The organism is Isoalcanivorax pacificus W11-5, from assembly GCF_000299335.2.
Lineage (GTDB): Bacteria > Pseudomonadota > Gammaproteobacteria > Pseudomonadales > Alcanivoracaceae > Isoalcanivorax > Isoalcanivorax pacificus.
Map to the genome: position 1 here is coordinate 630,170 of NZ_CP004387.1, position 26,146 is coordinate 656,315.

19 protein-coding genes are annotated in these 26,146 nt (G+C 62.8%); 9 read left to right on the forward strand and 10 right to left on the reverse strand.

All coding sequences use genetic code 11. The features are described from left to right. Positions 1-8: 8 nt before the first annotated feature. Both uvrA and S7S_RS03010 read right to left on the reverse strand, forming a co-directional pair. Positions 9-2,831, reverse strand: a complete 2,823-nt coding sequence (gene uvrA / locus S7S_RS03005; protein WP_008740024.1) for an excinuclease ABC subunit UvrA — start codon at positions 2,829-2,831, stop codon at positions 9-11. A 232-nt stretch (positions 2,832-3,063) separates the two neighbouring features. After that, entirely contained in the window at positions 3,064-3,714 is a 651-nt protein-coding gene (locus S7S_RS03010; RefSeq protein ID WP_008740026.1) for a response regulator transcription factor, read from the reverse strand. Positions 3,715-4,066: 352 nt separating this feature from the next. On the opposite strand from S7S_RS03010, the gene S7S_RS03015 reads away from it, so the two are divergent. From S7S_RS03015 to S7S_RS03040, 7 genes are all read left to right on the forward strand, one after another. Then, entirely contained in the window at positions 4,067-5,452 is a 1,386-nt protein-coding gene (locus tag S7S_RS03015; protein WP_035205948.1) for an MFS transporter, read from the forward strand. 134 nt (positions 5,453-5,586) lie between these two features. After that, the gene (gene ssb, locus S7S_RS03020; RefSeq protein ID WP_008740030.1) at positions 5,587-6,129 is read left to right on the forward strand and encodes a single-stranded DNA-binding protein; all 543 of its coding nucleotides are present in this window, start codon (positions 5,587-5,589) and stop codon (positions 6,127-6,129) included. Between the two features lie 13 nt (positions 6,130-6,142). Further along, positions 6,143-6,850: a type II secretion system protein N gene (gspN, locus tag S7S_RS03025; protein ID WP_008740032.1), complete on the forward strand. Its 708-nt coding sequence runs from the start codon at positions 6,143-6,145 to the stop codon at positions 6,848-6,850. Between the two features lie 260 nt (positions 6,851-7,110). Next, a complete protein-coding gene (locus S7S_RS03030) occupies positions 7,111-7,989 on the forward strand; it encodes a type II secretion system protein N (RefSeq protein WP_008740034.1) in 879 nt (292 codons plus the stop codon). Positions 7,990-8,007: 18 nt separating this feature from the next. Then, positions 8,008-10,065, forward strand: coding sequence for a type II secretion system secretin GspD (gspD, locus tag S7S_RS03035; protein ID WP_008740036.1), 2,058 nt, complete (start codon positions 8,008-8,010; stop codon positions 10,063-10,065). 201 nt (positions 10,066-10,266) lie between these two features. Next, complete coding sequence (locus S7S_RS19505) at positions 10,267-10,602, forward strand: hypothetical protein (RefSeq protein WP_144401574.1); 336 nt, start codon at positions 10,267-10,269, stop codon at positions 10,600-10,602. A gap of 268 nt (positions 10,603-10,870) precedes the next feature. Continuing rightward, positions 10,871-11,335 carry an FHA domain-containing protein gene (locus S7S_RS03040; RefSeq protein WP_008740038.1) on the forward strand — a complete coding sequence of 155 codons (465 nt, stop codon included), beginning with the start codon at positions 10,871-10,873 and terminating at the stop codon, positions 11,333-11,335. Between the two features lie 9 nt (positions 11,336-11,344). On the opposite strand, the gene S7S_RS03045 is transcribed toward S7S_RS03040, so the two are convergent. The 5 genes from S7S_RS03045 to S7S_RS03065 form a co-directional block, all read right to left on the reverse strand. Then, positions 11,345-12,391, reverse strand: coding sequence for a coiled-coil domain-containing protein (locus tag S7S_RS03045; RefSeq protein ID WP_008740040.1), 1,047 nt, complete (start codon positions 12,389-12,391; stop codon positions 11,345-11,347). A gap of 45 nt (positions 12,392-12,436) precedes the next feature. Then, positions 12,437-13,960, reverse strand: coding sequence for an adenylate/guanylate cyclase domain-containing protein (locus tag S7S_RS03050; protein ID WP_008740042.1), 1,524 nt, complete (start codon positions 13,958-13,960; stop codon positions 12,437-12,439). A 125-nt stretch (positions 13,961-14,085) separates the two neighbouring features. Further along, the gene (locus tag S7S_RS03055) at positions 14,086-15,063 is read right to left on the reverse strand and encodes a hypothetical protein (protein WP_008740045.1); all 978 of its coding nucleotides are present in this window, start codon (positions 15,061-15,063) and stop codon (positions 14,086-14,088) included. Beyond that, complete coding sequence (locus S7S_RS03060; protein ID WP_008740047.1) at positions 15,063-15,509, reverse strand: hypothetical protein; 447 nt, start codon at positions 15,507-15,509, stop codon at positions 15,063-15,065. Before S7S_RS03060 ends, S7S_RS03055 begins: the two co-directional genes overlap by 1 nt. Positions 15,510-15,511: 2 nt before the next feature. Next, a complete protein-coding gene (locus S7S_RS03065; RefSeq protein ID WP_144401575.1) occupies positions 15,512-17,452 on the reverse strand; it encodes a GMC family oxidoreductase N-terminal domain-containing protein in 1,941 nt (646 codons plus the stop codon). A 151-nt stretch (positions 17,453-17,603) separates the two neighbouring features. Between S7S_RS03065 and S7S_RS03070 the strand changes: the two genes are divergently transcribed. Further along, a complete protein-coding gene (locus tag S7S_RS03070; protein ID WP_008740051.1) occupies positions 17,604-20,150 on the forward strand; it encodes a penicillin acylase family protein in 2,547 nt (848 codons plus the stop codon). Here S7S_RS03070 and S7S_RS03075 read toward each other — a convergent pair. Further along, a complete protein-coding gene (locus S7S_RS03075) occupies positions 20,124-21,092 on the reverse strand; it encodes an SDR family NAD(P)-dependent oxidoreductase (protein WP_169745545.1) in 969 nt (322 codons plus the stop codon). The two genes, S7S_RS03070 and S7S_RS03075, sit on opposite strands and share 27 nt — an antisense overlap. A gap of 224 nt (positions 21,093-21,316) precedes the next feature. Between S7S_RS03075 and S7S_RS03080 the strand changes: the two genes are divergently transcribed. After that, positions 21,317-22,444 carry a sterol desaturase family protein gene (locus tag S7S_RS03080; protein WP_008740068.1) on the forward strand — a complete coding sequence of 376 codons (1,128 nt, stop codon included), beginning with the start codon at positions 21,317-21,319 and terminating at the stop codon, positions 22,442-22,444. A gap of 230 nt (positions 22,445-22,674) precedes the next feature. Here S7S_RS03080 and S7S_RS03085 read toward each other — a convergent pair whose 3' ends face one another. Further along, entirely contained in the window at positions 22,675-24,018 is a 1,344-nt protein-coding gene (locus S7S_RS03085; protein ID WP_041025915.1) for an IS1182 family transposase, read from the reverse strand. A 96-nt stretch (positions 24,019-24,114) separates the two neighbouring features. Then, positions 24,115-26,130: an SDR family oxidoreductase gene (locus S7S_RS03090; RefSeq protein WP_008740350.1), complete on the reverse strand. Its 2,016-nt coding sequence runs from the start codon at positions 26,128-26,130 to the stop codon at positions 24,115-24,117. Between the last annotated feature and the right edge of the window lie 16 nt (positions 26,131-26,146).

Genomic DNA, 26,146 nt, shown 5'->3' on the forward strand with positions numbered 1-26,146 from the left:
CCTGAATGCTATTGCTTGAGCATTGTCTTGAGGAAGCGGCCGGTGTGGCTGGCCTTTACCCTGGCAACGTCTTCCGGCGTACCTTCGGCAATGATCTCGCCACCACCATCGCCGCCTTCCGGTCCGAGATCGATGAGCCAGTCGGCGGTCTTGATCACGTCCAGGTTATGTTCGATTACCACGATGGTGTTGCCGTGCTCGCGCAGCCGGAACAGCACGCCCAGCAGTTGCTGGATATCGTGGAAGTGCAGCCCGGTGGTCGGCTCATCAAGGATATACAGCGTACGGCCGGTGTCGCGCTTGGACAGCTCGCGGGCCAGCTTCACCCGCTGGGCTTCACCGCCGGAGAGCGTGGTGGCAGCCTGGCCGAGGGTGATATAGCTCAGGCCCACATCGATCAGCGTTTGCAGCTTGCGCGCCAGCGCCGGCACCGCGTCGAAGAACTCGCGGGCGTCTTCCACCGTCATCGCCAGCACTTCGAAGATGTTCTTGCCCTTGTAGTGGATCTCCAGCGTTTCACGGTTGTAGCGCTTGCCGTGGCAGACCTCACAGGGGACATAGATATCCGGCAGGAAGTGCATCTCCACCTTGATGACGCCATCGCCCTGGCAGGCCTCGCAGCGGCCGCCGCGCACGTTGAAGCTGAAGCGGCCGGCTTTGTAGCCCCTTGAACGGGCTTCCTGGGTACCGGCAAACAGATCCCGGATCGGCGTGAACAGGCCGGTGTAGGTGGCCGGGTTCGAGCGCGGTGTGCGGCCGATCGGGCTCTGGTCAATGTCGATGACCTTGTCGAAATGGTCCAGCCCCTTGATGCCGGTATGGGGTGCGGCCTTTATCGTGGTGGCGCCATTCAGGTGGGTGGCGGCTTCCGGGTACAGGGTGTTGTTGATCAGCGTGGATTTGCCCGAGCCGGATACACCCGTGACACAGGTGAACAGCCCGACAGGCAGTTTCAGTGTCACGTCCTTGAGGTTGTTGCCACTGGCGCCGCTGAGGGTCAGCCAGTCCTTGCCGGCGGCGGTGCGTTGCTTCGGGACGGCAATCTGCTTGCGGCCGGAGAGATAATCGCCGGTCACCGATTTCCGGTTCGCCGCGATCTGCTTCGCCGTGCCCTGGGCAATCACCTGGCCGCCGTGGACGCCGGCACCGGGGCCGATATCAATGACGTAGTCTGCGCTGCGGATGGCGTCTTCGTCGTGCTCCACCACAATCACGGTGTTGCCGAGATCGCGCAGCCGGTTGAGGGTTTCGAGCAGGCGTTCATTGTCGCGCTGGTGCAGGCCAATGGACGGCTCGTCCAGCACGTACATCACGCCGACCAGGCCGGCACCGATCTGCGATGCCAGGCGGATGCGCTGCGCTTCACCACCGGAAAGCGTATCGGCATTGCGGGCCAGCGACAGGTAGTCCAGCCCCACATTGACCAGGAACTGCAGGCGCTCGCGGATTTCCTTGAGGATCTTGTCGGCGATCTCGCCCTTGTGGCCGGCCAGTTTCAGCTTGCCAAAATAGTCGCAGGACTTGCCCACCGGCAACCGCACCAGATCCGGCAGCGAGCGGTTGTCCACAAACACATTGCGGGCCGCCTCGCGCAGACGTGAACCGTGGCAGTCCGTGCAGTCGGAGGTGCTGAGAAACGCAGCCAGGTCTTCGCGCACGGCGTCGGACTCGGTTTCCCGATAGCGCCTCTCCATGTTCGGAATGATGCCCTCGAACGGATGATAGCGCTTGACGATGTCGCCCCGGTCGTTGAGATAACGGAACTCCACCGGGTCATTGCCGGTGCCGTACAGTATTTTCTTGCGTGCGATCTTCGACAGCTTGTTGAACGGTGTGTCGATATCAAACGCCAGGTGCGTGGCCAGTGACGTCAGCATCTGGAAGTAATACACGTTGCGGCGGTCCCAGCCACGAATCGCCCCTTCGGACAGGGACGAGGTGGGTGAAAGCACGACTTTCTCTTCATCAAAGAACTGGCGCACGCCCAGGCCGTCGCAGGTGGGGCAGGCGCCGGCCGGGTTGTTGAAGGAAAACAGGCGGGGTTCCAGTTCCGGGATGCTGTAGCCGCAGTGCGGGCAGGCAAAGCGGGCGGAGAACACCTGCTCATCACCACTGCCTTCCATGGGTGCCACAACGGCAATGCCGTCGGCCAGTTCCAGCGCGGTCTCAAAGGATTCCGCCAGACGATTCTGCAAATCATCGCGGACCTTGAAACGGTCCACGACCACTTCGATGGTGTGCTTCTTTTTCTTGTCCAGCGCCGGGACGTCATCCAGGTCGGTCACGCGGCCGTTGACGCGTGCCCGGACAAAACCCTGCGCACGCAACTGGTCAAACAGGTGCAGGTGTTCGCCTTTCTTGTCACGCACCACCGGCGCCAGCAACATCAGCCTGCTGCCCTCCGGCTGCGCCAGCACCTGATCGACCATCTGGCTCACCGTCTGCGCCGCCAGCGGGACCTTGTGCTCCGGGCAACGCGGCTCGCCGGCGCGGGCGAACAGCAGGCGCAGGTAATCGTAGATCTCGGTGATGGTGCCGACGGTCGAGCGCGGGTTGTGGCTGGTGGATTTCTGCTCGATGGAAATCGCCGGTGACAGGCCCTCGATGTGATCCACATCGGGTTTTTCCATCATCGACAGGAACTGCCGTGCGTAGGTGGAGAGCGACTCCACATAGCGGCGTTGGCCTTCGGCATACAGGGTGTCGAAAGCGAGTGAAGACTTGCCGGAGCCGGACAGGCCAGTAATCACCACCAGCTTGTCGCGGGGAATATCCAGGTCGACGTTCTTGAGATTGTGTGTGCGTGCGCCACGCACCAGGATCTTGTCCATCGAGATACTACACTACTGGCCAAAATGACAGGGCAGTATAGGATGATTGGCAGCACCGCGCTACGGGGGCAGGCGGGCTGCTGACAGGAGCTGTCATGACCCTGATGCGGCGGCAGGGCGAGGTGACGTCCGCCGTTTGGAGGCGGGTGGTTCAGCCCGGCTGGCGGGTGTGATGCTGTGCCTGGACGTGGTGGGTTTCGCCATGGGCGCTACCCACTCAGTGGTCCGTAAATCAGAGGTTTTCCTGGGCCCAGTTCACCGCTTGCAGGCGGTTGGAGGCGTTGATTTTCTTGAAGATGTTGTAGATGTGCGTCTTGATGGTGTGCGGGCTCAGGTTCAGGCTGCGGGCGATATCCGAGTTCTTGGCGCCGGTGGCCATGACCTTGAGCACTTCCACTTCGCGGTCGGTCAGGTTCACCTCGCTGCGGGAAAAGGTCTTGTTGAAGGCGCGGCTCTTCATCAGGTATTGCTGCAGCACCTTGCGCGGCAGCCACAGCTCGCCGTCGAACATGGCCCTGATACCCTTGAGCAGCAGTTCCTGCGGACAGTCGTGCAGGAAGCCGCCATTCACCATCGGCAGGCCGGCGAGGCGGGACAGCGAGTCCTCCTCATCCACGTTGAACACCGCGATGAACAGCTCAGTGTCGATTTCCTGGTCGATGTCCAGCAGATGACTGATGGTGTCGTTGATATCGACCGTACTGAAATCCACCAGAAACAGTGCCTGGGCGCAGGGGGAGAGTTCCTCGGCGGTGACGTCCTGCACGCGCTTCACACTGCGTGCGGCAACCTCCTGTTTGCTGAGAAACTCGGCCAGCAGCGAGTTCTGCAATTGCTGGCCGCCGGCGACGTATACCTGGTGATCACTGCCGATAGAGCTCATTCAGTACGTTCCCTGCTTTTGTATTTATCAGGCGTGATGCCTGTTGCCCCAGCAGCGTGGCCTGGCCAGCGCGGGCTGAAGCGCATTATACCGGTGATCAGGCATACCTAAGAAGAAAAACTGATCAGAGACGAATTTAGCACCAGTTCGATGGCCATTCAATTTACCCGGTGTACGCCCTCGCACACATGCTTTCTGCTACACTGCGCGGCTTCCGGCCGCAGCGTACGCGGGCCGGCTATGTTCCTCGCGGGCTGCGGTGGCGGCAGGATGCCCGGCGCCGGCCGGGCTCGCGGCCGGTCACGGGCGCGGCCCGTGTCAGGGTGACGCCATGTACTGACGGGCCTGAGACATGAGTACCTCTTCCTCCCGATCCACGCTGGTCCGCACCGAAATAAGGGTGACCGGAGCACTGGCGTCGATCTTTGCCCTGCGTATGTTCGGCCTGTTCATGATCCTGCCGGTGTTCGCCGTGTTCGGTGCGGCGCTGCCGGGGGCGACGCCATTCCTGATCGGTCTCGCGGTCGGGGCCTATGGCCTGATGCAGGCGCTGCTGCAGCTGCCGTTTGGCATGCTGTCCGACCGTTTTGGCCGCAAGCCACTGATCCTTGCCGGGCTAGTGCTGTTTGCCTGCGGTGGTGTGGTGGCGGCGACGGCCGAGACGATCCAGGGCGTGATCCTGGGGCGGGCACTGCAGGGAGCAGGCGCGGTCGCGGCGGTGATCATGGCGCTGGTGGCGGATGTGGTGTCCGAGCAACACCGCACCCGTGCCATGGCGGCGGTGGGCATGTCGGTAGGTGGCGCGTTTGTATTGGCGCTGATTCTCGGCCCGCTGCTGGCGACCTGGCTGGGGTTGTCCGGCCTGTTCTGGCTGTCCTCGCTGCTGGCGGTGGGTGGCCTGCTGGTGGCGCTGGCATGGGTGCCGAATCCCGCCGTGCGCGTGCGTGAGGCACAACTGCCGCTGGGGCCGCGCCTGCTGCGCATTCTCAAAGACCCGCTGCTGTTGCGCCTTAACAGCGGTATTTTCGTATTGCACGCAGTGCTGACCGCCTGCTTTGTGGTGGTGCCGGGCCTGCTGTCCGAACGCCTGGGCCTGCCGTTGGCCCGCCACAGCCTGCTGTATCTCGTGGTTTTCCTGGCCAGCTTCGTGGCCATGGTGCCGTTGATTATCGCGTCCGAGCGGCGCGGGCTGCGCCCGGTGATGGCGCTGGCGGTGCTGTTGCTCGGGGTGGCACTGGTATTGCTTGCCCTGGCTGGGGACCGTCTGTGGTGGTTCGGACTGGCGCTGTTCGTCTTTTTCACTGGCTTCAACCTGCTGGAGGCCCTGCTGCCGTCGCTGGTGGGGCGCGCTGCGCCGGTGGGGACACGCGGTACGGCGCTGGGGATTTACTCCTCCAGCCAGTTTCTGGGGGTCTTTGTCGGCGGCGGGCTGGGCGGCTGGCTGTTGCAGCAGTATGGGCCGGAGACCGTTTTCCTGGCCGCTGCGGCGCTGACTGCCGGCTGGCTGCTGCTGGTCTTTGGCATGCCGCCCCTGGCAAAGCTCGACAATCGTGTTTTGCCACTGGTGGTCGCGGCCGGCGAGGCGGATCGCTGGGTGAATGAACTGCTGGCGGTGGACGGCGTGCTCGAGGCGGTGGTGCTGCCGGAAGCGGGTATTGCGTTGCTGAAAGTGGACCCGGCCAGTGTTGACGAGGCTGCGCTGACGCGCCTGAGCGGCGATGTCGTCGCTCAGGTGTAGGCCAATGCCCCGGCGAGCTGTCAGTGATCGCCGTTGATACAGGGCCGGCAGTGGGAAAAGCCGTGGTGAACTGCCACAATGATCCGCCTGCCGCAGCAAGGCAGGTGCAGGATGAATGTTGACGGAGAGGCAAGATGGCACGAGGCATAAACAAGGTAATTCTGATCGGTAATCTGGGTGCGGACCCGGAAACCCGTTTCCTGCCCAGCGGCGGTGCGGTGACCAACGTCAACATCGCCACCAGCGAAAGCTGGAAAGACAAGCAGACCGGGCAGATGCAGGAACGCACCGAATGGCACCGTGTGGTGTTCTTCAATCGCCTCGGTGAAATCGCCGGTGAATACCTGAAAAAAGGCTCGAAGGTGTACATCGAGGGCAGCCTGCGCACGCGCAAGTGGCAGGGGCAGGATGGCCAGGACCGCTACACCACGGAAATTGTTGCCAGCGAGATGCAGATGCTCGACAGCCGCAGCGGCGGTGGTGGCGACAACTACGCTGGTGGTGGCAACAACTATGGCAACCAGGACAACGGTTTTTCTGGCTACGAGAGCCAGGCGAACAACAATCCCGGTGCCGGGCGCCCGGCGGGTGGCGGCGGCAATGCCGGCAATCAGGGCAACGCAGGCGGTGGCTTCTCGGCGCCGGCGGATGATTTCGACGACGACATCCCGTTCTGACGGAGCCTGACACATGCCCCGTCCGTTGACGCTGATCGCGCTGTTCCTTGTTTGCGTGCTGTTTTTCCTGATCCGTGCCTTGCCGGCGGCACCGTTCTTGCAGAAGGCAGATGGCCTGATGCTGGCCGGCCAGCCGTTGGCGCTGCATCAGATTCACGGCCGCATCTGGCAAGGTGATGCACGCTGGCGCTGGGGGCGCTGGCGGGGCGAGGCGAACTGGTCCACGGACTGGCGCGGGTTGTTGCCGGGGCTGACGCTGGACGTGGCCGGACACGGTATGCACGCGCGCGGCTGGGTGGCGGCAACCCCCGGCAGCGTGCGGGTGAACGATCTGGCATTGCAGGTGCCGCTGGCCGAAATTTCCCGCGATATGGCCGCTGGTCAGGCGGACGGCACCGTGACGGCGCAGGTGGATTACCTGCGCGTGTACCGCGAAGGCCGGGTGGAGGTCGAGGGTACGCTGCGCTACGGTGGTGGCCAGGTGACCTGGAAAGACGGTGGGTCCAGTGTGCCACCACTGGATGGAAGGCTTTTCACCGAGCACAATGTCGCCTGGCTGAAAGTCACCGACCCTCAGCAGACCTTGCTGCTGGATGCCAGCGTAGAGCAGTGTGAGGCGGCGGTACGTGTCTATCGGTCATGGCCGCGCCTGCTGGGTGTGAGCCAGGGTGGTGCGGACGATGACGTGGTATTTCAGGTCTCGCAGCCGCTGGGCGGCTGACGCGTCTGCCATGGCCAACAGAACAACAGCCTGCCCTGAAGCAGGCTGACAACAGCCGGGATGGCTGTTTTCGACCGGCTGCGGGAATTTTTCCCGTGACCGGGCTCTAAGCAGTTTGTGGGGTGATTTCCCGAAAGACATTCAGGGGAAGACAAACTCCCGCAATCTGTTAACCGTCATGACACTGGAATATGTCATAACAATAATTGGTGATCCTTATGGTGCCGGCCATGACCGGTGCTGGGTAGTCGGGACAGAAAATGGTTTTAGCCCTCAAGCAGATACAGATCGACAGGCTGGCGCGTATTGTCCGGTGGCTGCTCGCCGTGGTGCTGGTGATCTGGCTGGCGCGGGTGCTGGCGGACAGCGTGCTGCTGTGGATGGCTGGCCCGCAACAGACACCGACGGTAGACCCGTCGATGCTGCGCCTTACCGCGATCAACAATGAACAGGGCGGCGCGCTCTCACCGGCCGAGATAGAGCGCTGGAAACTGTTTGGCATTCCACCGGAACAGGCGCCCGAACAGCGCGCGGTGGACGCGCCGGAAACCCGCCTGCGGCTGGAATTGCTGGGGCTGTTCCAGAACAGTACGGCCGAGATGGCCCGCGCGATCATCGCGGAGCAGGGCAAGGATGCGGAGCTGTTCCGCCCCGGCGACAAGGTGCCGGGCAATGCCGAACTGGTGGAAGTGCTGGGTGACCGGGTGATTTTGCGTCGCCAGGGCCAGCTTGAAACGCTACGCCTGAAAGAACCCGAACTCAGCGGCACGGTATCCGCCTCCGCGCCACCGCCACGCCGTCGCAGCCAGCCGGTCGTGCAGGAGAGTCAGCCTGAACCCGCGCAGTTGCTGCCCGACGGTGACCCGGCCCAGCAGCGGGCCATGATCATCCAGCAGCTTGCCCTGGAGCCGGTCACCGAAGGGGCGGCCGAAGGCTACCGGATTACGGCGGGCGCGCCGGCGGCGATGCTCAGCAGCGTTGGCCTGCGCCCCGGCGACCAGATCCTTTCCGTGAATGGCCACCCGCTGGGTGAGGAACAGGGCGATATCTCCGCCCTGCAGGAAGCCATGGCGTCGGGGTCCGCCTCGATTGAAGTGCAGCGCGGCTCACGCCGCTTTACCGTTAATTATCCGCCATAGACCGAAAAGGCGAGAGCGATGAAAACAATCAAGCACACGCTGGCGGTGCTGTGCTGCGGAACCATGCTGATGGTAGCGCAGCCGGCGCTGGCCCAGCAGAACGCAGCCACACCCAGCGCGGACGGCAAGACCTGGACCGTGAATATCCGCAATGCGGATATTCAGGCCTTTATCGGTCAGGTGGCGGAGATGACGGGCAAGAATTTTGTCGTCGATCCGCGTGTGCGCGCCCGGGACGTGACGGTAATTTCGCGCCAGACGCTGACCTCGGCGGAAGTCTACGAACTGTTCCTGGCGGTATTGCAGGTGCACGGTTATGCCGCCGTGCCGTCCGGCGAGATCATCAAGATCGTGCCGAACACCACTGCAAAACAGAGCAACCTGCCGCTGACCCAGGACACCAGCCTGCGCGGTGAAGAGCTGATCACCCGTGTGATCACGGTAGACAATTCGCCGGTGGAAGAACTGGTGCCGGTGCTGCGTCCGCTGGTGCCGCAATACGGTCACCTGGCGGCGGTGAGCTCCGCCAACGCGCTGATCATCAGTGACCATGCCGACAATATTCGTCGCATGGAAGCCATTATTGCCCACCTGGATGGCTCCGAAGCCGAGGAAGTGGAAATCATCCCGCTGCAACATGGCTGGGTGGGCGATATCGTCAAGCTGCTTGAAACCCTGATTCCGCAACAGGGCGCTGCTGCACAGGGCGGTCGTCGCCAGAGCCCGCGCGAGGGGCGTGTGAGTGTGGTGGCCGACGAGCGCACCAACCGCCTGATCGTGAAAGGCGACAGCATCATGCGTCGCCGCGTGGCTGATCTGGTGCTGGAACTGGATGTGCCCTCGAACAAGAGCGGCTCGGCGCAGGTCATCCGCCTGAGCCATGCCGACTCGGAAAAACTGGCGGAACTGCTGAACAATTTCGCTGATGCGACCAAAGCGACCGAAGGGGGGCAGCAGGCACCGAACCCCGATTCGAAAGTCTCCATCCAGGCCGATACGTCACTGAACGCGCTGGTGATTCGCGCCGAGCCGGCAAAGATGGAAGAACTGCAGAGCATCGTGCGTCAGCTTGATGTGCGCCGTTCACAGATTCTGATCGAAGCCGCGATTGTGGAAGTTGGCGGCAACCTCGGTCTGGACCTCGGCGTGCAGTGGGCGGCAGGTGACCTGGAGCGCGGCGTGGGCGGCACCAACTTCGACACGGCCGGCATCAGCCTGAACGATGTGATTGCGTCGGTTTTGGCTGGAGAGCCTCAAGCGAAATTGAGCAATGGTTTGATCATCGGTGGTGGCGAAACTGACAGCGACGGCAACCTGCGCTGGGGCGGTTTCCTGCAGGCACTGGCCAGCAACTCGAACGTCAATCTGCTGTCCACGCCAAGCGTGCTGACGCTGGATAACCAGGAAGCGTCCATTGTGGTGGGCCAGAACGTACCGTTTGTGACCGGCCAGAGCACCAGCACCGGCTCCGGTATCGACAACCCGTTCCAGACCATCCAGCGGCAGGATGTGGGCATCACGTTGACCGTGACGCCGAGCCTGGCAGGCGACAGCACAGTGCGTCTGGAGCTGGAACAGGAAGCCTCGGCAGTGCAGGCGTCCGTGGACGGGGTGAACTCCGTGGACCTGATCACCAGCAAGCGCTCCATCAAGACCACGGTGCTGGCGGACGATGGCGAGACCATTGTGCTGGGCGGTCTGATCCAGGATGACGTGCGCCGCACGGAAACCAAGGTGCCTATTCTGGGCGATATTCCCCTGCTGGGCGTGCTGTTCCGCTCCACCAGTGATTCACGCGAGAAGCGCAACCTGATCGTGTTTTTACGCCCGACCATTCTCAACGACAGTGCACGGCTGGTCGGCTTGACCCGTCAGCGCTATCTGGGCATCACTGCACTGCAGTTCCGCGTTAACCGCCGTGGTGAACTGGAGCGTATCGTGGCCGAACCGTTGCCTGCTGAAGCAGATAGCTTATTTCAAGGACGTACTCCACCTCCTCAGGAGCTGAAAGAATATATGGAGAGAGGCGTGCTGCCAGACCAAGAGCAAACTTTACGGGACGAGGCTTTGGATTGATCTTTTAGGCTGCTAGTAGGGAGAAACTAGCAGCCTAACTTTCCCTCTGAGATGAGATGGCTTGTTGGGGCTTAATCTCAATATGATGTTGATGTGAGGGCTTGTGATATTGCTTTATGGGCTATTTCCCTTTTTGTTTTAATTTCCTTTTTTGTTTGATAGATTTTATTTGTCGCAATGAGCGGCTAAAAGGAGACTGAAATGAAAGGATTTCTAGCTTTTCCGTTGATTTTTATTTTTGCTGTTTTTTTTCCTCTTAATGTTCATGCCCAGTGTAGCAAGGTTACTATTACAAGTTTGGGTTCATGTGCAGGGCAGCCCGCCGGATCAAGTCGAATAGCTATAAAGAACAATGGGAATCAAGAGGTGCGTCAAGAGATTAATGTGAATTGGCGTCATGGAATTGATAGAGGCACCTCCGTTCGAAGCTACGATTTAATCCCTGGGCAGCAGCAAGTGCTTGGATGTACGGTGATGCATGGTTTGCCATATTACTACTACTATTCATATAGTAAAAAAAGCTGTAGCCCCCTTTAAAAATTAAGTCAACCTAATGGCCGGCGGCGATTGGTTACCTATAGCCTCGTCGCTGGCTGTCAAACCTAGTTTCCATGGAGAGCGTCAGGGCATTAAGTTAATGGTCCTTATGTTAGTTTCTCCAAATAGAAAATATGGTTTTCCCCTTTTTTATAGTTGCAGTCCCTGCCTGCTTGGTATCTGATGTAGTGCTGTCGTGCCAGCACTGCTGCACCGCGCCGAAGACAGCGCGAGGACAACAGACCACAGGGATGCGGATAAACCTTCGATGCTGAAACTGTATTTCAGAGACCAGCGCTGTGCGCCAGTGCGGCTGATGGATTCGCGTTATGCCATTGGCCGTGATCCCGGCAACGATATTGTCGTTGACGAGGAAGAGGTCAGCCCGTTGCATGCCGAGCTTTGGGTGGAGACGGAGCGCCGTGTGTTTATCACCGATATTGGCAGTACGCGCGGCACGCTGGTGAATGATCAGCTGATTCATACCCGCACGTTGCTGAAGGCAGGCGACATCATTCGCGTCGGCAGGGTGGAGCTGGAACTGGTTCAGCCGGTGGAAAGCGTGTCCGTGCTGCCGCCGCCGCAGGTGCCGGCAGCAGAGCAGGTTGCCGGACAAAGGGACTGCCCGCTGGCCGGCGCGGCCCGTCGTGGGCGCGGCTGGTGGCGCGCCGGGCTGCTGGCGCTGCCGGCCTCATTACTGCTGATTGCCGGGATGGCAGTCTGGCTGGATTGATCCGGGGAGTTATTCAGAGGTTCCCTGACGGCCCGGGTTGCTGTCGGCCTTGAGCTGTTCCAGGGAATCCATCACACGCCGGGTGCGGTCGAGTTTCTTGGCCAACTCGGCATCGTCGGGCATCAAAGGCGCCACATCCTGCCAGAGCTGATACGCCCCCGCATAATCCCCGCGCGCATAGCGTGCGTCCCCTTCTGCGTTGTCACGGACGAAACGCTCGCGGCACAGCCGCTCCACGGTTTCATGCTCCGCCTCCAGGTGGCCGCGCTGGCGATGTTCGCGAATATAGTGGCGGGCGGATACCAGATCAGGCACCGCCTGGCTGTTGCGATAACGCGCCAGCCTGGTACGTGCTTCCTCGCGCAATGTCTCGGAGCGGTTCTCGCGGGCGCGCTGATGGGCGTTGCTGAGCCGGGATTCGGCCTGTGCCAGCGCCGGGTGTGTTGCGTACTGGTCATCCAGTGAGGCAGCGGCGCGCAATGCCTGGCGCGCCAGCCGCCAGTTCTGCTGCCCGGCATGCCATTCACCGAGCGCCACCAGTTCATCCCGTACTTCGGCTTCGCGTCGGGTGAGCCGTGCGCTCAGCGCGCGGGCCGACGGGTCGGCGTAGCGCGCAAGCTTGTCCAGTGCGGCGCGCTGGCTGTGCAGCCACTGCGCTTCATCGGCGAATAATTCGGTACGCAGCGCCACCAGCGAGGCCAACTGTTGCTGATCCAGTTCCGAGCGTGCACGGGGCAGCGGTTCGCCGTAGGGCCATTGCTGGATCGCCTGGTCCAGCGTGCCCAGCGCCTGCTGCCAGTCGCCATCGCCGGCCAGGCGCTGGGCCTGGCGAATGCTGTCGCGTTCAAACCGGACGATCGCTTCGCGAGCGGCGCGCATGCGGGCCTGCAGTGCCTCCGGGGCATCGTCGCCCTGCCGCTGCATCACCTGCCAGGCGGCGCCGTAGTCGCCGGCGGCCAGGGCGGCATCCAGCGTCGTCACCGGATCTTGCGGTGGGCGCAACGTCTGGCAGGCCGTCAGGGTCAGTATCAATAACAGGGGTAAGGCAACGCGCATGGGCTGATCTCGGGTACTGTCACAGTAGCGTGCCGTAGCGGGTGGCTACGGGTGGCCACCGGCCTCGCGGGCAGGCGGCCAGGCGGCCGGCGCATCTTCGCCGTGGGCGCTGAGAAAACGGGCGATCCGCTGTTCCATCAGCGTTTCAGACTGGGCGTGCACACCTTCGACGCGATAGGTCAGTACCGGGTCGCTCTTGCCGCGCACGCGCATGGTGCCGGCCACCGTGCTGCGCAGCCTCGATGAGATGTTCGGGTCGCGCACCAGCGCGTCGGCGATGATGATCTCGCCGGCACCGGCCATGTTCGACAGGCGAGAGGCCAGGTTCACTGCATCGCCGACCACGGTGTACTGCATGCGATTCTGCGAGCCGAGATTGCCGGCCAGCATGGTGCCGGCGTTGATGCCGATGCGGAACTCCACCGTCACCCGCCCCTGGGCGCGGCGCTGTTCGTTGATGCGCAGGATCAGGCGCTGGATCATCACCGCGCAGCACAGGGCATGGTACAGGTGCTCGCTGTCTTTTTCCGGCACACCGAACACCAGCATGGCGCAGTCGCCCATGTATTTGTCGATGGTGCCGCGATAGAAATCGGCAGCGCAGTTGATCGCGTTGAAATAACAGTTCAGCAGCTCGGCCACTGCGTCCGGTGCCAGCCGCTCGGACAGCCGGGTGAAGCCGACGATATCGGCGAACAGTACGGACGCTTCGACTTCACGGCCACCCAGCTGCACCTCGCCGATGTCCGCCATCATCTGCTGTGCCACGCGCGGACTGACGAAGCGTGACAGCACGCGTTCTACCTGATCTTTTTCCAGCAGGCCGTGGGCCATGCTGTTGTAGGCGGCGATCAACTGGCCGATTTCATCGTTGCCGGCGTTGCGCAGTCGATAGTTGAGATCGCCGGCACGGATCGCCGAGGTGGCGGCGACCAGGTCGTGCAGCGGCTGCGCCAGCCGACGGCTGATCCAGAAGGCGAGAATGATCGCCACCAGGCCCATCAGCAGCGTGGCGGTGACCATGGTGCGGCGTGCCTGTGCCTGGGCGGCGGCGATGTCGGTGCCGGACAGTGTCACGGCCACATAGCCGGCGGTGTGCTGCTCGGCGGTGATCGGGGCGAAATAGGTGGTCATGGGGGCGCCATCGTGGTGCCAGTGGCGCACCGGGCCGCTGATGGTGGGCACGGCCTCCGCTGGCAGCAGGCCGGCCTGTTCCAGCGGTCGCAGGTCGCGGCTGAACAGGGCCGCGCCGGCCAGGTTTTCGCTGGTGCCGAGATTATGGATCAGGATTTTCAGCGTGAAGGTGTCATCCGCCAGCAGCGGCTCGCGGGCGCTGTCGGCCAGCTGGCCGGCCACGGTCTGGCCGAAACGGTCCGCCTGGGACTGCATGTCGGTGAGCTGGTTGCTGAGGATGATCGAGCCGAGCACCGTCATGCCCAGCAGCACCAGGGCCGAGAAGGTCAGGCCCAGCTTCCAGGCCACCGGCAGGTAGTCCGGCAGCCACGGGCGTACCGTGTCCGCCAGGGGGCGGAAGACGTGGCCCAGAGTGTTGCGCCATTGCCGGCTCACGGTCAGTGGATCCTCGGTGGTACGACGGGGCGGACCGGCCCCTGCGGGCCGGTTTTCAGCGCACAACCATAGCATTTTGTGAAGGCACGGCGACAGCGGCGGCGACGGCCGCCTCCTGTGGCGGTTCAGACGGCCAGCGGCAGGCCGTGGTCGCGCCGGTCGGTGAGGATCTCGAACGCCGCCCGGTGGGCGCTGTAGAGCGACAGGGGCGGCGCGCCCGGCTGTTCCAGCGTGACGGTGCAACTGGCGATCTTGCTGTTGAGGCAGGTTTTACTGCCGGCGGGCGGGTTGTAGTAGGTCAGTGCCGTGAAATGACTGGCCGGCGCGTGCAGGTGCACGGTCAACTGGCGGCCCTGATGACGGGTGCGGAACGACCAGTCAAAGAAATGGTACTGCTCGGTGGCACGCAGCGCGGTGCTGATACGGTTGAAGTACAGGGTGTCATCACCCAGCCGCAGGCACGCGATGGTCAGCCAGGGCGAATGGAGCGGGCCGAGCCTGACGCGTGCGGTGATACATTCCAGAAAGGCGTCTTCCCGGTTGTCGAAGCCGGCCACCTGCCCCCAGGCGTACTGGTCGGTGTGCTGGCGGCCCCAGTTGTGGTTCTCGCTGCCGGGCCAGTCCGTGATCTCGAACGGTTCGCCGTCCACCTCGAAGCGGCCGCTGAAATGCACCTGGGGCCGGCTCACCAGTGCTTTCGCCTTGGGCAGCCTGGTCCGATAGAGATTTTCCGGCAGCAACAACAGCGGGGCGCCGCCGTCGCCATAACGCAGGTCCCATTGCAGGGTATGGCCGGCATGGCGGGCGCTGCCGCTGAGCCTGTGGCTGGCCAGTGACGCGGTGGGCAGTTGGACCAGCATCTGCTCGCGGTCGAAATGGCAGGTGTCGAGGGGGAATTCGTTTTTCACGGCAACAACCTGATCACGGCCCGCATCGAACCAGATGGCCCACAATTCGCCCAGGGCGGGCCGGTCATCCGCCGGTACAAACAGCGTATAGCGAATCCAGAACGCCTGGGGCTTGTGCGGATGGTTGGCGCGCAGGAACCAGGATTCATAGTGGCCGCCGCTGCCCCCGTACTGACTGCCGTGATAGGGGATCATCACAAGACCTCCGCGTCGTGGTAGGCCCGCTCTTCGCGCACCAGGCGCAGCGAGCGGAACAGGAACAGCAGGATCGGTTCACGATAGGCCACTTCTGCCTGGCCGATGGCCTCGCCCTGGCGGTAGAGCGTCAGCGGGCAGGTGATCAGCGAACGGATCAGGCCGCCGCGACCGTAGGTCTTGTGGCCGATGGCTTCCAGCGGGCCCAGTTCGGGGTGTTCGAAGGCGACGCGATAATGTGGCCCGGTCAGGCGGATGGTCAGTTCCCCGTGGCAGGCCAGGTGCAGATCCCCCAGCCGCAACTGGCCACGAAACGGGCGGGGCACGGTGAGGCTGAAAATACGCGTGGTAAAGGCGCGCAGTGAGAACGCGAACGGCTGCGGCGCGTCGCCGTCGAGTGTCAGCGTGCCACGCATGGTTTCACACAACAGCAGGCCGATGGCCATGGTCAGGCTCCTTGCTCAAGTAAGGTGTCCGCCAGCCGCGCGGCGGCGCGGCTGGCGAGGGTCATCAGCGTCACCTGCGGGTTGGCGCCGAGGCTGGTGGGTGGGTTGCTGCCGTCCATCACGTACAGCCCCTGCCAGCCATGGACGCGGTGATCCGGATCGCATACGCCCTGTGCCGGGTCGGCGGCCAGCCGGGCGGTACCGAGTGGGTGGTACGCGCTCATCAGAAAATCGCGCGGGCGGTGACGCCGGGCCATGAAAGCCTCCAGTTCCCGGGTGTTGCGCACGGTGATCAGCCGGCGGGTGCCGGGCAGCAGCACTTCTTCGGCGCCGGCGGCCAGGTAAATCCGCGCCAGCGTATCGATGCCGCGCAGGAACAGCGCGAAATCGGTGTCGTTCATGTGATAGCTGATCCACGGCAGGTCGCGATGTGGGCCACGCCGCACGCGGCCTTCGCTGGTATCGCGGATCATGAAGCCGAAATAGGCGGTATGCGGATAGCGCTCGGTGAAGCGCACAAACTGCTCGCCATATAACGTGTTGAGCAGGCCGTGCCCGGCGAACGGCACAGTGCCGCCTTCGAACATCAGGCCCTCGTCAGCGAAATCCTGGATGCCGAAACCCTGCGGAATGGTGCGGCCGTTACGCAATGCAGTCTCGGGGAACACGGCATTGACCACACCACAGGGGTGCAGCGTCAGATGCCGCCCCAGATGCGGATTGCGCACGCCGTTGTCGCGCAGGAACCGTGGTGTCATGAGCGAGCCCATGGCCACCACCGTGGCACGGGCGTTGACGCGCAGGCGCACGGTGCGGCCATCGGCACCACGCCCTTCGGCTTCGATGCCACGCCCGTGCTGACCGTCGCGCAGCAACCGCCGTGCACGCAGGCCGGTGAACAGAAAAGCGCCGCGTTCCAGCGCACGGGGCATGTAGCTGACATTGGTGGATTGCTTGGCATCGGTGGGGCAGCCGAACTGGCACAGGCCCTGACCATCGCAGCCTGCCGCGTTGCGTTGCAGGGCATGCAATTGTTCCAGGCCCAGTGCGCGGGCGCCCTGTTCGATGATATTGCCGATCGGGCCAACATGGCGCCGCTCGGCACGCTGCACACGCAGCATGGTTTCCACCCCCTCGAACCACGGGGCCAGTGTGGCGTCATCAAGGTCGGTCAGCCCGAACTCTTCGCGCCAGCGTTTCAGTACCGGTGCCGGCGTGCGCATGCAGGTGCCGGAATTGATGGTAGTGGTGCCGCCGACATTGCGGCCGATGGGCACTGGAATGAGCGCGTTGCCCAGCGCGGTGGTGGCGCCGAACCCCCGGTACAGCCGGCGGATCATGTCCGGAAGGTCGCCGTTGAAGTGACGCCGGTCATGCCAGTCACCTTCCTCGACCACCACCACCGCCAGGCCACGGCTGGCCAGTTCATAGGCCGCCGCCGCGCCCCCGGCGCCGGTGCCGATGACCACCACGTCGGCGTCCAGGGTCTGGTCTTCTTCAAGCTCTGCGGCGCGGGTGATCTGCTGTTGCCAGCGGAACGTTTCGATCTGTTCCGGTACCTGGATGCGGGGCACCCCCATGCGCGCCGCGCGCTCGCTGTCGAGCACATAGGCGGCGCGGAACGGCAGGCTCACCAGCCGCAGCAGCAGGCCACTGATCAGCGTGGGGGCCAGTGCGTCCAGCAGGGCGCGGCGCGGGGCCACGGCAGCGCGGCTGAAGCGCGAGCCAAGCTGCCGCAGCCCCCGCCATTCCAGCCAGCCGAGCCCGAGCGACAGCAGGCCACGCAGCAATGGCCGGCCTGCCACATAGCCCGCCACCTGCGTTGCCAGGGCCGTGGCGTCGGGGGCGGGCAGCGTTTCGCCGGCAGGGAACATCGCCTCGGCGAAGGCCACTGACACAGGGCCGGGGTGGTCCGCGCGGGCGGAATCGGTTAATTCAGTCATGCGGGCATGCTGGCACAGCCGCAGCAGGCAGGCTTGACCCTGCCCGCAACGCGCCATGCAGGATGGGACAAACGCACCGGGCGATATTGGCACCCTTGTACGTGCCCCATAGCATGCCGGGCGACAATACCCATTGGACAGGGAGAAGGGCATGCGGCACTGGATCAGGGCACTGTTGCTGGGCGGGCTGGCGTTGGCCACCACCGGCTGTATGGAAGGCTGGCTGGACAAGTGGCTGGCGGCGTCTGTCGATCCGCAGACCGGCACCCTGCACGTCGAGGGGCTGGCGGCGCCGGTGACGATCGGTCGCGATGCACTGGGTATTCCGCTGGTAGAAGCGGAATCATTTGAAGACCTGGCCTTTGCGACCGGCTGGGTGATGGCCGAGGACCGCCTCTCGCAGATGGTCGGCTTCACCATGGCGGCGCAGGGCCGGCTGGCAGAAATGGCGGGCGAGGTGGCCTTGCCGATGGACCTGTACAGCCGCACCCTCGGGTTGCGCCGGATTTCCGAGCAGCAACTGGCCGCCGGCAGTGACGAACTGACCTTCCTGCTGCAGCGTTTCAGCGACGGCGTGAATGCCTGGCTGGTGGCGCATGAAGATCGCATGCCGCTGGATTTTCGCCTCGGCAGTTTCCGGCCGGAACCCTGGGCGCCGATCAATTCAGTGGATGTGTTCACCATGATCAACCTCGGGCTGGGGGTGAACCTGCACGAGGAGATCATGGCGCTGAACCTGGCCGACCGTGTCGGCACGGACAGGCTGCCCTGGCTGGTGCCGGTGTATCCGGATGAACCACTGTCCTTTGCAGAAGCCGCGAAATTAAATGACCTGCCGTTACCGGCGCTGGCCAAGCAGGCCCAGGCGCTGGATGCCGCACGCGACGGTTTCGAGCGGTTGCTGATGCCGCAAGGCCTGGCGGCCAGCAATAACTGGGTGGTGGCGCCATCGCACAGCACGACCGGCCACAGCCTGCTGGCCAACGACACACACCTGCTGATCAGCCAGCCACCGATGTGGATGCTGCTGCACCAGAAAACCCCGGGCATCCAGGTGGCGGGTGTGGCCGCTGCCGGCATGCCGGTGCCGGTGATCGGCTTCAATGGCAACGTGGCCTGGGGTGCGACCATGGTGATGGCCGATGCGCAGGACCTGTTTCTGGAACAACTGCGGGACATCGATGGCCAGTTGCACTATCTGGCCGATGGCGAGTGGCTGCCGGTAACCGAGCGTGAGGAAGTGTTCAAGGTGCAGGGCGGTGATACCGTGACGCACACGGTGCGCAGCACGCGCCATGGTCCGCTGCTGGAAAGTGTGCTGAATGCACCGCCGATATCGCCGGTTGTTCCGCCGCGGCTGGCGGACAGCATGGCGCGCTATGGCCTGGCGTTCTCCTGGACAGCGTCCCAGGCGGACACCACCATGGATGCCATGTTTGCGCTCGGGCGTTCGCAATCCCTGGCCGAAGCACGTGAACATATTCGCGGCGTGCGCTTTATTCATCTGAATATGGTGATGGCGGACCAGGACGCCGCAGGCTGGCAGGTGACCGGTCGCTACCCGCAGCGCAAACAGGGCACCGGGCAGTTCCCGTCGCCGGGCTGGGACGGCGTCTATGACTGGACCGGCTTTGCCGACTTCGACCAGCATCCGAATGACTTCACGCTGGAAAAAGGGTTTGTCGGTACCGCCAACCATCGTACGGTCGCGGCGGATTACCCGCTGCTGCTGAGCCGGTCCTGGTTCTACCCCCAGCGGGGTGACCGGATCAATCAGCTGTTGTCTGCCAAGGCGAAACACAGTGCCGAAGACATGGTGGCCATGCAGGCGGACCGGTTTGACCGTTTCGTACCCGCTTTGCAGGCGGTGCTGTCGGATAACAGCGTCGCGCTGGCCACCGCCATCAATGCCTTGCCGTCCGCGCGGCAGGCGCCTGCCCGGCAGGCGCTGGCCATGCTGGACAATTTCGACGGGGTAATGCTTGAAGACAGCGCTGCCGCCGCGCTGTACGGCGTCTTCTTTCACCTCGCCGCGCGCAATATCTTCCTCGACGAACTGGGGCCGGAAGACGGCCCGGTCTGGCAGTCCTTCACCCGCATGACGCTGCTGTCCTATTCCGCGCCGCAGGATCATCTGCTGCAACGCGAAGACAGCCCGTTCTGGGATAACGCTGGCACCCCGGAAACAGAAACCAAGTGGGACATTTTTGCGCAGACGCTGGCGGACGCGTGGGCCTTCAATACTCAGGCACTGGGCGATGATCCGGCCCAATGGGCCTGGGGCGACCTGCATACGTATGAATGGAAAACCGCCGCCAGCCAGATGAAGCCCTGGTTGCCCCGTGTGCAGCGCTGGGCCATCAGTGCGATGGAAGGATACCTCAATCGCGGGCCTTACCCGGCCGGTGGCAACCACAACACGCTGAACGTGGCCGGCGCCATGATCGGTCGTGATTTCGATGTGCATTCGATTCCGGCGATGAGGATGGTGGTGGATTTTGCCGCCGACGAGCCGTTGCAACTGGTCAACAGTGGCGGCCAGAGCGGCAACCCCGCCAGCCCGCATTATGACGATGGTATCGATGTGTGGCTGGGCTGGGGCAATCGGACGTTGCCGTTCTCCGAGGCAGGGCGCGCTGCGCACTATGCCCAGCGCCTGACCCTGACGCCGTCAGAAGCGCCGGCGGCGACGCCGTAGTGGCCTGACGTTATCGCGATAATCCTGCGGTGGCGGCAAGACCTTGCCGCGCGCCGCCGCAGATTCCGGCGTCACCTGATAGGCCAGGTTGACCATCGCCTCTGACAGCGTCGGCAGCACGGCATGTGCAGTCTGGGCAAAATAGGCGAACGGGCTGGCCACCCGTTTCTGTCGCGTGATGATCGCGCGGCAGATCTGGTCCACGGCCTGCTCCGGCGAAATGGCCGGCGTGTAGCGATAGATCTCGGTGGGCGCGATCATCGGTGTGCGCACCAGCGGGAAGTTCACCAGCGTAAAACGGATACGGCGGTGGCCGAGTTCATTGGCGGCTGCCTGGGTCCACATTTCCAGCGCCCCCTTTGACGCCAGGTAAGCGGAAAACCGTGCGGGAATGGTCTGCATGCCCAGTGTGGAAACATTGATGACCTGCGCGCCGCCCTGTTCCACCATGCGCGGCAGCAGCGCCATGGTCAGCCGTATCGCACCAAAATAATTGAGCTGCATCGTGCGTTCAAAATCGTGAAAACGATTCAACGAATGCATCACCGGCCGGCGGATGGAACGGCCGGCGTTGTTCACCAGGATATCGATGCGTGGATGTTCGGCGAGGACCTCTGCGGCCATGCGCTCGCAGTCTTCCGGGTTGGCAATGTCGCAGGGGTAGGCGGTGGCACGCCCGCCGTGCTGTTCGATCAGGCTGACTACATTTTCCAGTTTCTCGGTGCTGCGTGCCGACAGCAGCACATGCGCGCCGGCGCGCGCCAGCCGGTGGGCCAGTGCTTCGCCGATACCGGTGCTGGCCCCGGTGACCAGTACCGTGCGGCCCTGCAGGCGCTGGCGCAGGTGATAGCCGGGGAACAGGCGGGCATCCAGGTTGCGCGCCAGTGAACCGGCCATCTCGGTGGCATACGGCAACAGGTTTGGCAATCGAAAGCGGGCCACACTGTCCTCCTGACGGATGAGCTGTTTTGCCTGACGATACGCCAGCGGGCGGCAAACGCCACTGTCATTTTGCATCAGCGGTCGGGCGCAATGGTCAATCAGGGCGATTGTGCTGCCGGTCACAGAACGGGCCTCGGCGTTACAGCTTGTTACGCCTGCGGGGTGGTGCGGCGGCGCGGGTATTGGCACTTTGTCAGCGAGTTTTCAGCACGGGTCTTTCTGTAATGAGCCGTTACCTGCGCGAGCAGTTCGAAGAAGTGGACCTGACGCCCGGCCGTGGCCGCCTCAGTGCGATGGTGTCCCTGGCGTTTGGCATGCTCGCTTTCACCGGCAGTTTCTGTTTTCTGTTTCCTGACTGGTTCACCACGCCGGAATTCCGGGCGCTGTATTCCGCCACCTGGTTGCGGGTGGCGCTGTATGCCGGCATTGCCGTGGCCTTTGTGGCCGGTTTTGTCAGTGTGTTGCGCCACGAGAACCGGCGTTACGGGCTGGTGGGCATGTTGCTGGCCTGCATGGCCGCGCTGTTCGGTTCCGGCCAGCTTGACGTGCCGCCCGTGGCCGGTCGCAGCGTGTACGCCGGGCTGGACTACTTTGTGCTGACGTTGCTGGTGCTCGGGCTGGTATTCATTCCGCTGGAGCGGGCGTTCGCCAAGGACCCGGCGCAAAAGACCCTGCGCAAGGGCTGGGTGACGGACATGAAATATTTCCTGTTCAGCCACGTCGGCCTGCAGTTGATCAGTTTCTTTACCATCATTCCGATCCAGGTGCTGCTGCACGACAAGGTGGATATCGGCTTCCAGCAGAAAATTGCCAGCCTGCCGCTGTGGGTGCAGTTCATCGGCATTCTGGTGGCGGTGGACTTCGGCACCTATTGGGCGCATCGGGCGATGCACGAAATTCCCGCCCTGTGGAAGATCCATGCGGTGCACCATTCCTCTGAGCAGATGGACTGGCTGGCGTCCTCCCGGCTGCATCTGGGCGAGATTCTGGTGAACCGTTTCCTGGGTTACCTGCCGATCTTCGTGCTCGGTTTTTCGCCTGCGGCGGTGTACGCCTATCTGGTGTTCATTTCCTTCCATGCGATCTTTATTCACGCCAATGTACGGTTCCGTTTTCCGGTGCTGCGCTGGCTGATCGCCACACCTGAGTTCCACCACTGGCATCATTCTTCCGAAGACGAAGCGGTGGACAAGAATTACGCGGCGTTCCTGCCGGTCTATGACGTGCTGTTCGGAACGGTGTACATGCCGGACAAGCTGGCCAGCACGTACGGGACGCGCGCCAGCACGCAGGTGCCGGAGGGTGTGGTAAAACAGTTTCTGTTTCCGTTCCGGCGTAACCGGCCAGCCTGATCGGCCGGGTGGGATGGGATAAAAAAGAAAGGCGCCTGTGGCGCCTTTCAGATCGCTGACAAACCCCGGTTATCCGGGGTTTTTCATTTCTGCAGTTGGGATGTGTGACGTTCGGCAGGTCATTTTCGCTGGGTGGGATAGTCGGCGACATGGCTTGATTCAGAGGGCCAAAGGGCGTTGCGGAAGCGAGGGAGGCTGGCATAGCGCCGGAGAGAGGGCCAGAGGGCTTCTTACCCTGCCAGCAAGGCGATTTTCTTGATGTTCTGAGCCGCCGCCGTCAGCAGACACTGCGCCTGCACCTTGTCCCGGCCACGGTAGCGGGCATAGCGGTATTGATGCAGCTCCTTGGCGTCGGCGAAGCTGCGCTCCACCGTTTCTTTTCGGCGTTGGTAGATCGCCTTGCCCCATTCCGTCAGGCGGTGAGCATCCTGGCGTTCCCGGCTGTCTTCCCAGACATGGCGGGTGATGATCTTGATGTGTTTGGCGTGTTGGGTGCAGCGGGAGAGCAGCGGACATGCCTGGCAGATCGCCGGGTCTGACTGGTAGTGCCGGTAGCCTGTACGGCTGGTGGTTTTATAGGGCAAGTCCTGCCCTTGCGGGCACCGGTAGCTGTCGGTGTCGGGTTGGTAGTGGAATTCCCGCTTGTAGAGGTATCCCTTCCGGTGCGTGGGGCGACGGTAGCCAAAGACGGCTTTGATCTGCTCGTCCTCCAGTCCCTTGCTGATCGCGGTGGTGTGGTAACCGGCATCCAGCCCGACATGAGTGACGTCGAACCCGAAGCGCTCTTTCTGCCGTCTCAGGCGGGCCATGTAGGGCACGGCATCGTGTACATTGCCCGCACTGACGTGCACATCGGTGATGATGTTGGCCTTGCTGTCCACAGTACGGTGATCCAGATAGAAGAACCCTTGGGGCTTGTTGTCCCGGGTCATGTAACCACTCTCAGGGTCCGTCGTGCTCTGCTTGATCTCCCGAGCCGCTGCCGGCCTGGACGCCGGCCGCAAGGGCTTTTTTCCGTGAGCTAACCGGTCCTCCTCCACTGCCCGATCCAGGTCATCCAGATACGCCTGCCGCAGGGGTTCAACCCGAGCCTTGGTCCACTTGCCCTTGTTGGCATTGGCCTTGAGGTGAGTAGAATCCGTGTACAACACCTCCCCGGACACCAGTTTGCGGCGCATCGCCTGCAACACAATCTCGTCAAATATCTGCTGATAGATATCCGAGTCGTTGAACCGACGCCGACGGTTCTGGCTCAGGGTGCTGGCATCCGGCACCTTGTCCGTTAGCGTCAGCCCCAGAAACCACCGGTAGGCGACGTTCACCTGCACTTCCCGGATCAACTGACGTTCACTGCGAACACCGAACAGGTAACCCAGCAACAGCAGCTTGAACATCAGGGTCGGATCCAGTGCTGGCCGACCGTTGTCAGCACAGTACAACGCCTTCACCCGATCATGGATAAAGCTGAAGTCGATGTGTTTATCCACCTTGCGAAGCAGGTGGTCCGGCGGGACAAGTTCATCAATACAGACGAACTCGAGTGTGGATTGGGTCGGAGCGCGGTCTTTTAGCATGCCCCGATTATAGAAAAGCCCTCACCACGAGGGCGAGGGCTTTGTCAGCAGTCTGAAAGGCGCCTGTGGCGCCTTTCCTGTTTCACCCGGCAGGTATTACCAGTGAATGCCCTTGAACAGCCGTGAAAACGCCTGCTGCTCGCGGCTGATCTTCTTCGGTGTGTTTTCCTTCTGACCCATGGCAGCGGCAGAATCGGCAAAGATCTTGTAGCCGGTGTTCATGATGGTTTCGGTGATTTTCGGCGTCAGGAAATGCATCACCGAGCCAAGAATGCCGAGGTTGGTGGCGATCCGTTTCGGCTGGCGGATGATGGCGTCGCTGATCATGTCGGCCGCCTGGCTCGGGCTGATGGTCGGTACATGATTGTAGATCTTGGTCGGCGCGATCATCGGTGTGCGCACCAGCGGCATGTTGATGGTGGTGAAGCGGATGCCCTGGTGGGCCATCTCCGAGGCGGCGCAGCGGCTGAAGGCATCCAGGGCTGCTTTCGAGGCCACATAGGCGGAGAAGCGCGGCGCATTGGTCAGCACGCCAATGGACGAAATGTTGATGATGTGACCGCCACCCTGCTCGGTCATCGACGGCAGCAGTTTCATGATCAGCCGCAGTGCACCGAAATAGTTGAGCTGCATGGTGCGTTCGAAATCGTGGAAGCGGTCCAGCGCGTGCATTACGGAGCGGCGGATGGAGCGGCCGGCGTTGTTGACCAGAATGTCGACACGGCCATGGTCCTTGAGCACTTCTTCCACCAGCGCATCGCAGCTGGCCAGGTCGGACACGTCGCAGCTGTAGGCCTGTGCGCGGCCACCGATCTTGGCGATTTCTTCCAGCGTTTCGTCGAGCTTTTCCTTGGTGCGGGCGACCACCAGCACATAGGCGCCGGCCCGGGCCAGTTTCAGTGCCGTGGCCTTGCCGATGCCGGAGGTGGCGCCGGTGACCATGACCACCTTGTCGGCCACACGTTCTTCCAGTGTCGGCAGCGGTTGCAGCTCATCGGCGCGGTCGTCGCGCTCCGGGTCCAGGTGATTGGCCCAGTAGTCCCACAGCATCTGCGCATAGATTTCCAGTTCGGGCGCCTGGATGCCGCTGCCTTCCAGTGCCGCACGGGTGCGTTCGTTGGCGTAGGTCGTCGGGAAGGTCAGGAATTTCAGCGTTGCCTCGGGAATGTCGAGGCTTTCCAGCGCCTGATTAAGCAGGAACTTGCTCGGCGGCAGGCTGGCCACGCCCTTGCGCAGCATGCCGATACCCGGCAAGGCACGGAACAGGCTGTTGTCCAGGCGCACCGCCATTTTCGGGGCATCGGCCACGGCGGCGAAGATGTTCACCACCTCACCCAGGCTGTAGTGACGGTCGGCGGTGAGGTGGAAACATTCGCCATCGCCGTCGGGCTGGTGTGCCAGGTGATCAATGGCATCGGCCACGAAATCCACCGGCACGATATTGAAGCGGCCACCCTCGACCCCGAGCAGCGGAATCCAGGGGGGCAGCAGATCGTGCAGGCGCTGGATCAGCTTGAACAGATAATAGGGGCCATCAATCTTGTCCATCTCGCCGGACTGCGAGTGGCCGACCACCATGGACGGGCGATAAATGCGCACCGGCAATTTGGCTTCCTCACGCACCAGCCGCTCGGACTCGTGCTTGGTGTAGAGGTAAGGGTCGCTGAGCGGGCCGGCTTCCTCGAACATGGTTTCGTCGAACGTGCCTTCATACAGGCCGCCGGCGGCCACTGAGCTGACGTGGTGGAAGCATTTGGCACCCAGCTCCTCGGCCAGTTTCAGGGCCTGCCGGGTGCCTTCGATATTGGTCACCTGCTGGCTTTCGGCGTCCATGTTCAGGTCATAGATGGCAGCCAGATGCATGAACTGGTCGATTTGACCCTTGAGGTCGTCGCGCTCGCGCTTGCTCACGCCCAGCAGCTTGCGGGTCATGTCGCCCTTGATCGCCACCAGTTGCTCCGGCTCGGCTTTCAGGCGCTTGCGCAGCGCGTCGAGCTTGTACTCGGAGCCTGGGCGCACCAGCGCGAACACACGGGTGCCCGGCCGTTTGAGCAGGCGGGCAACAAGAAAACGACCGATAAAGCCGGTAGCGCCGGTGACGAAGTAATTCATGGAACGGACCCCTTTT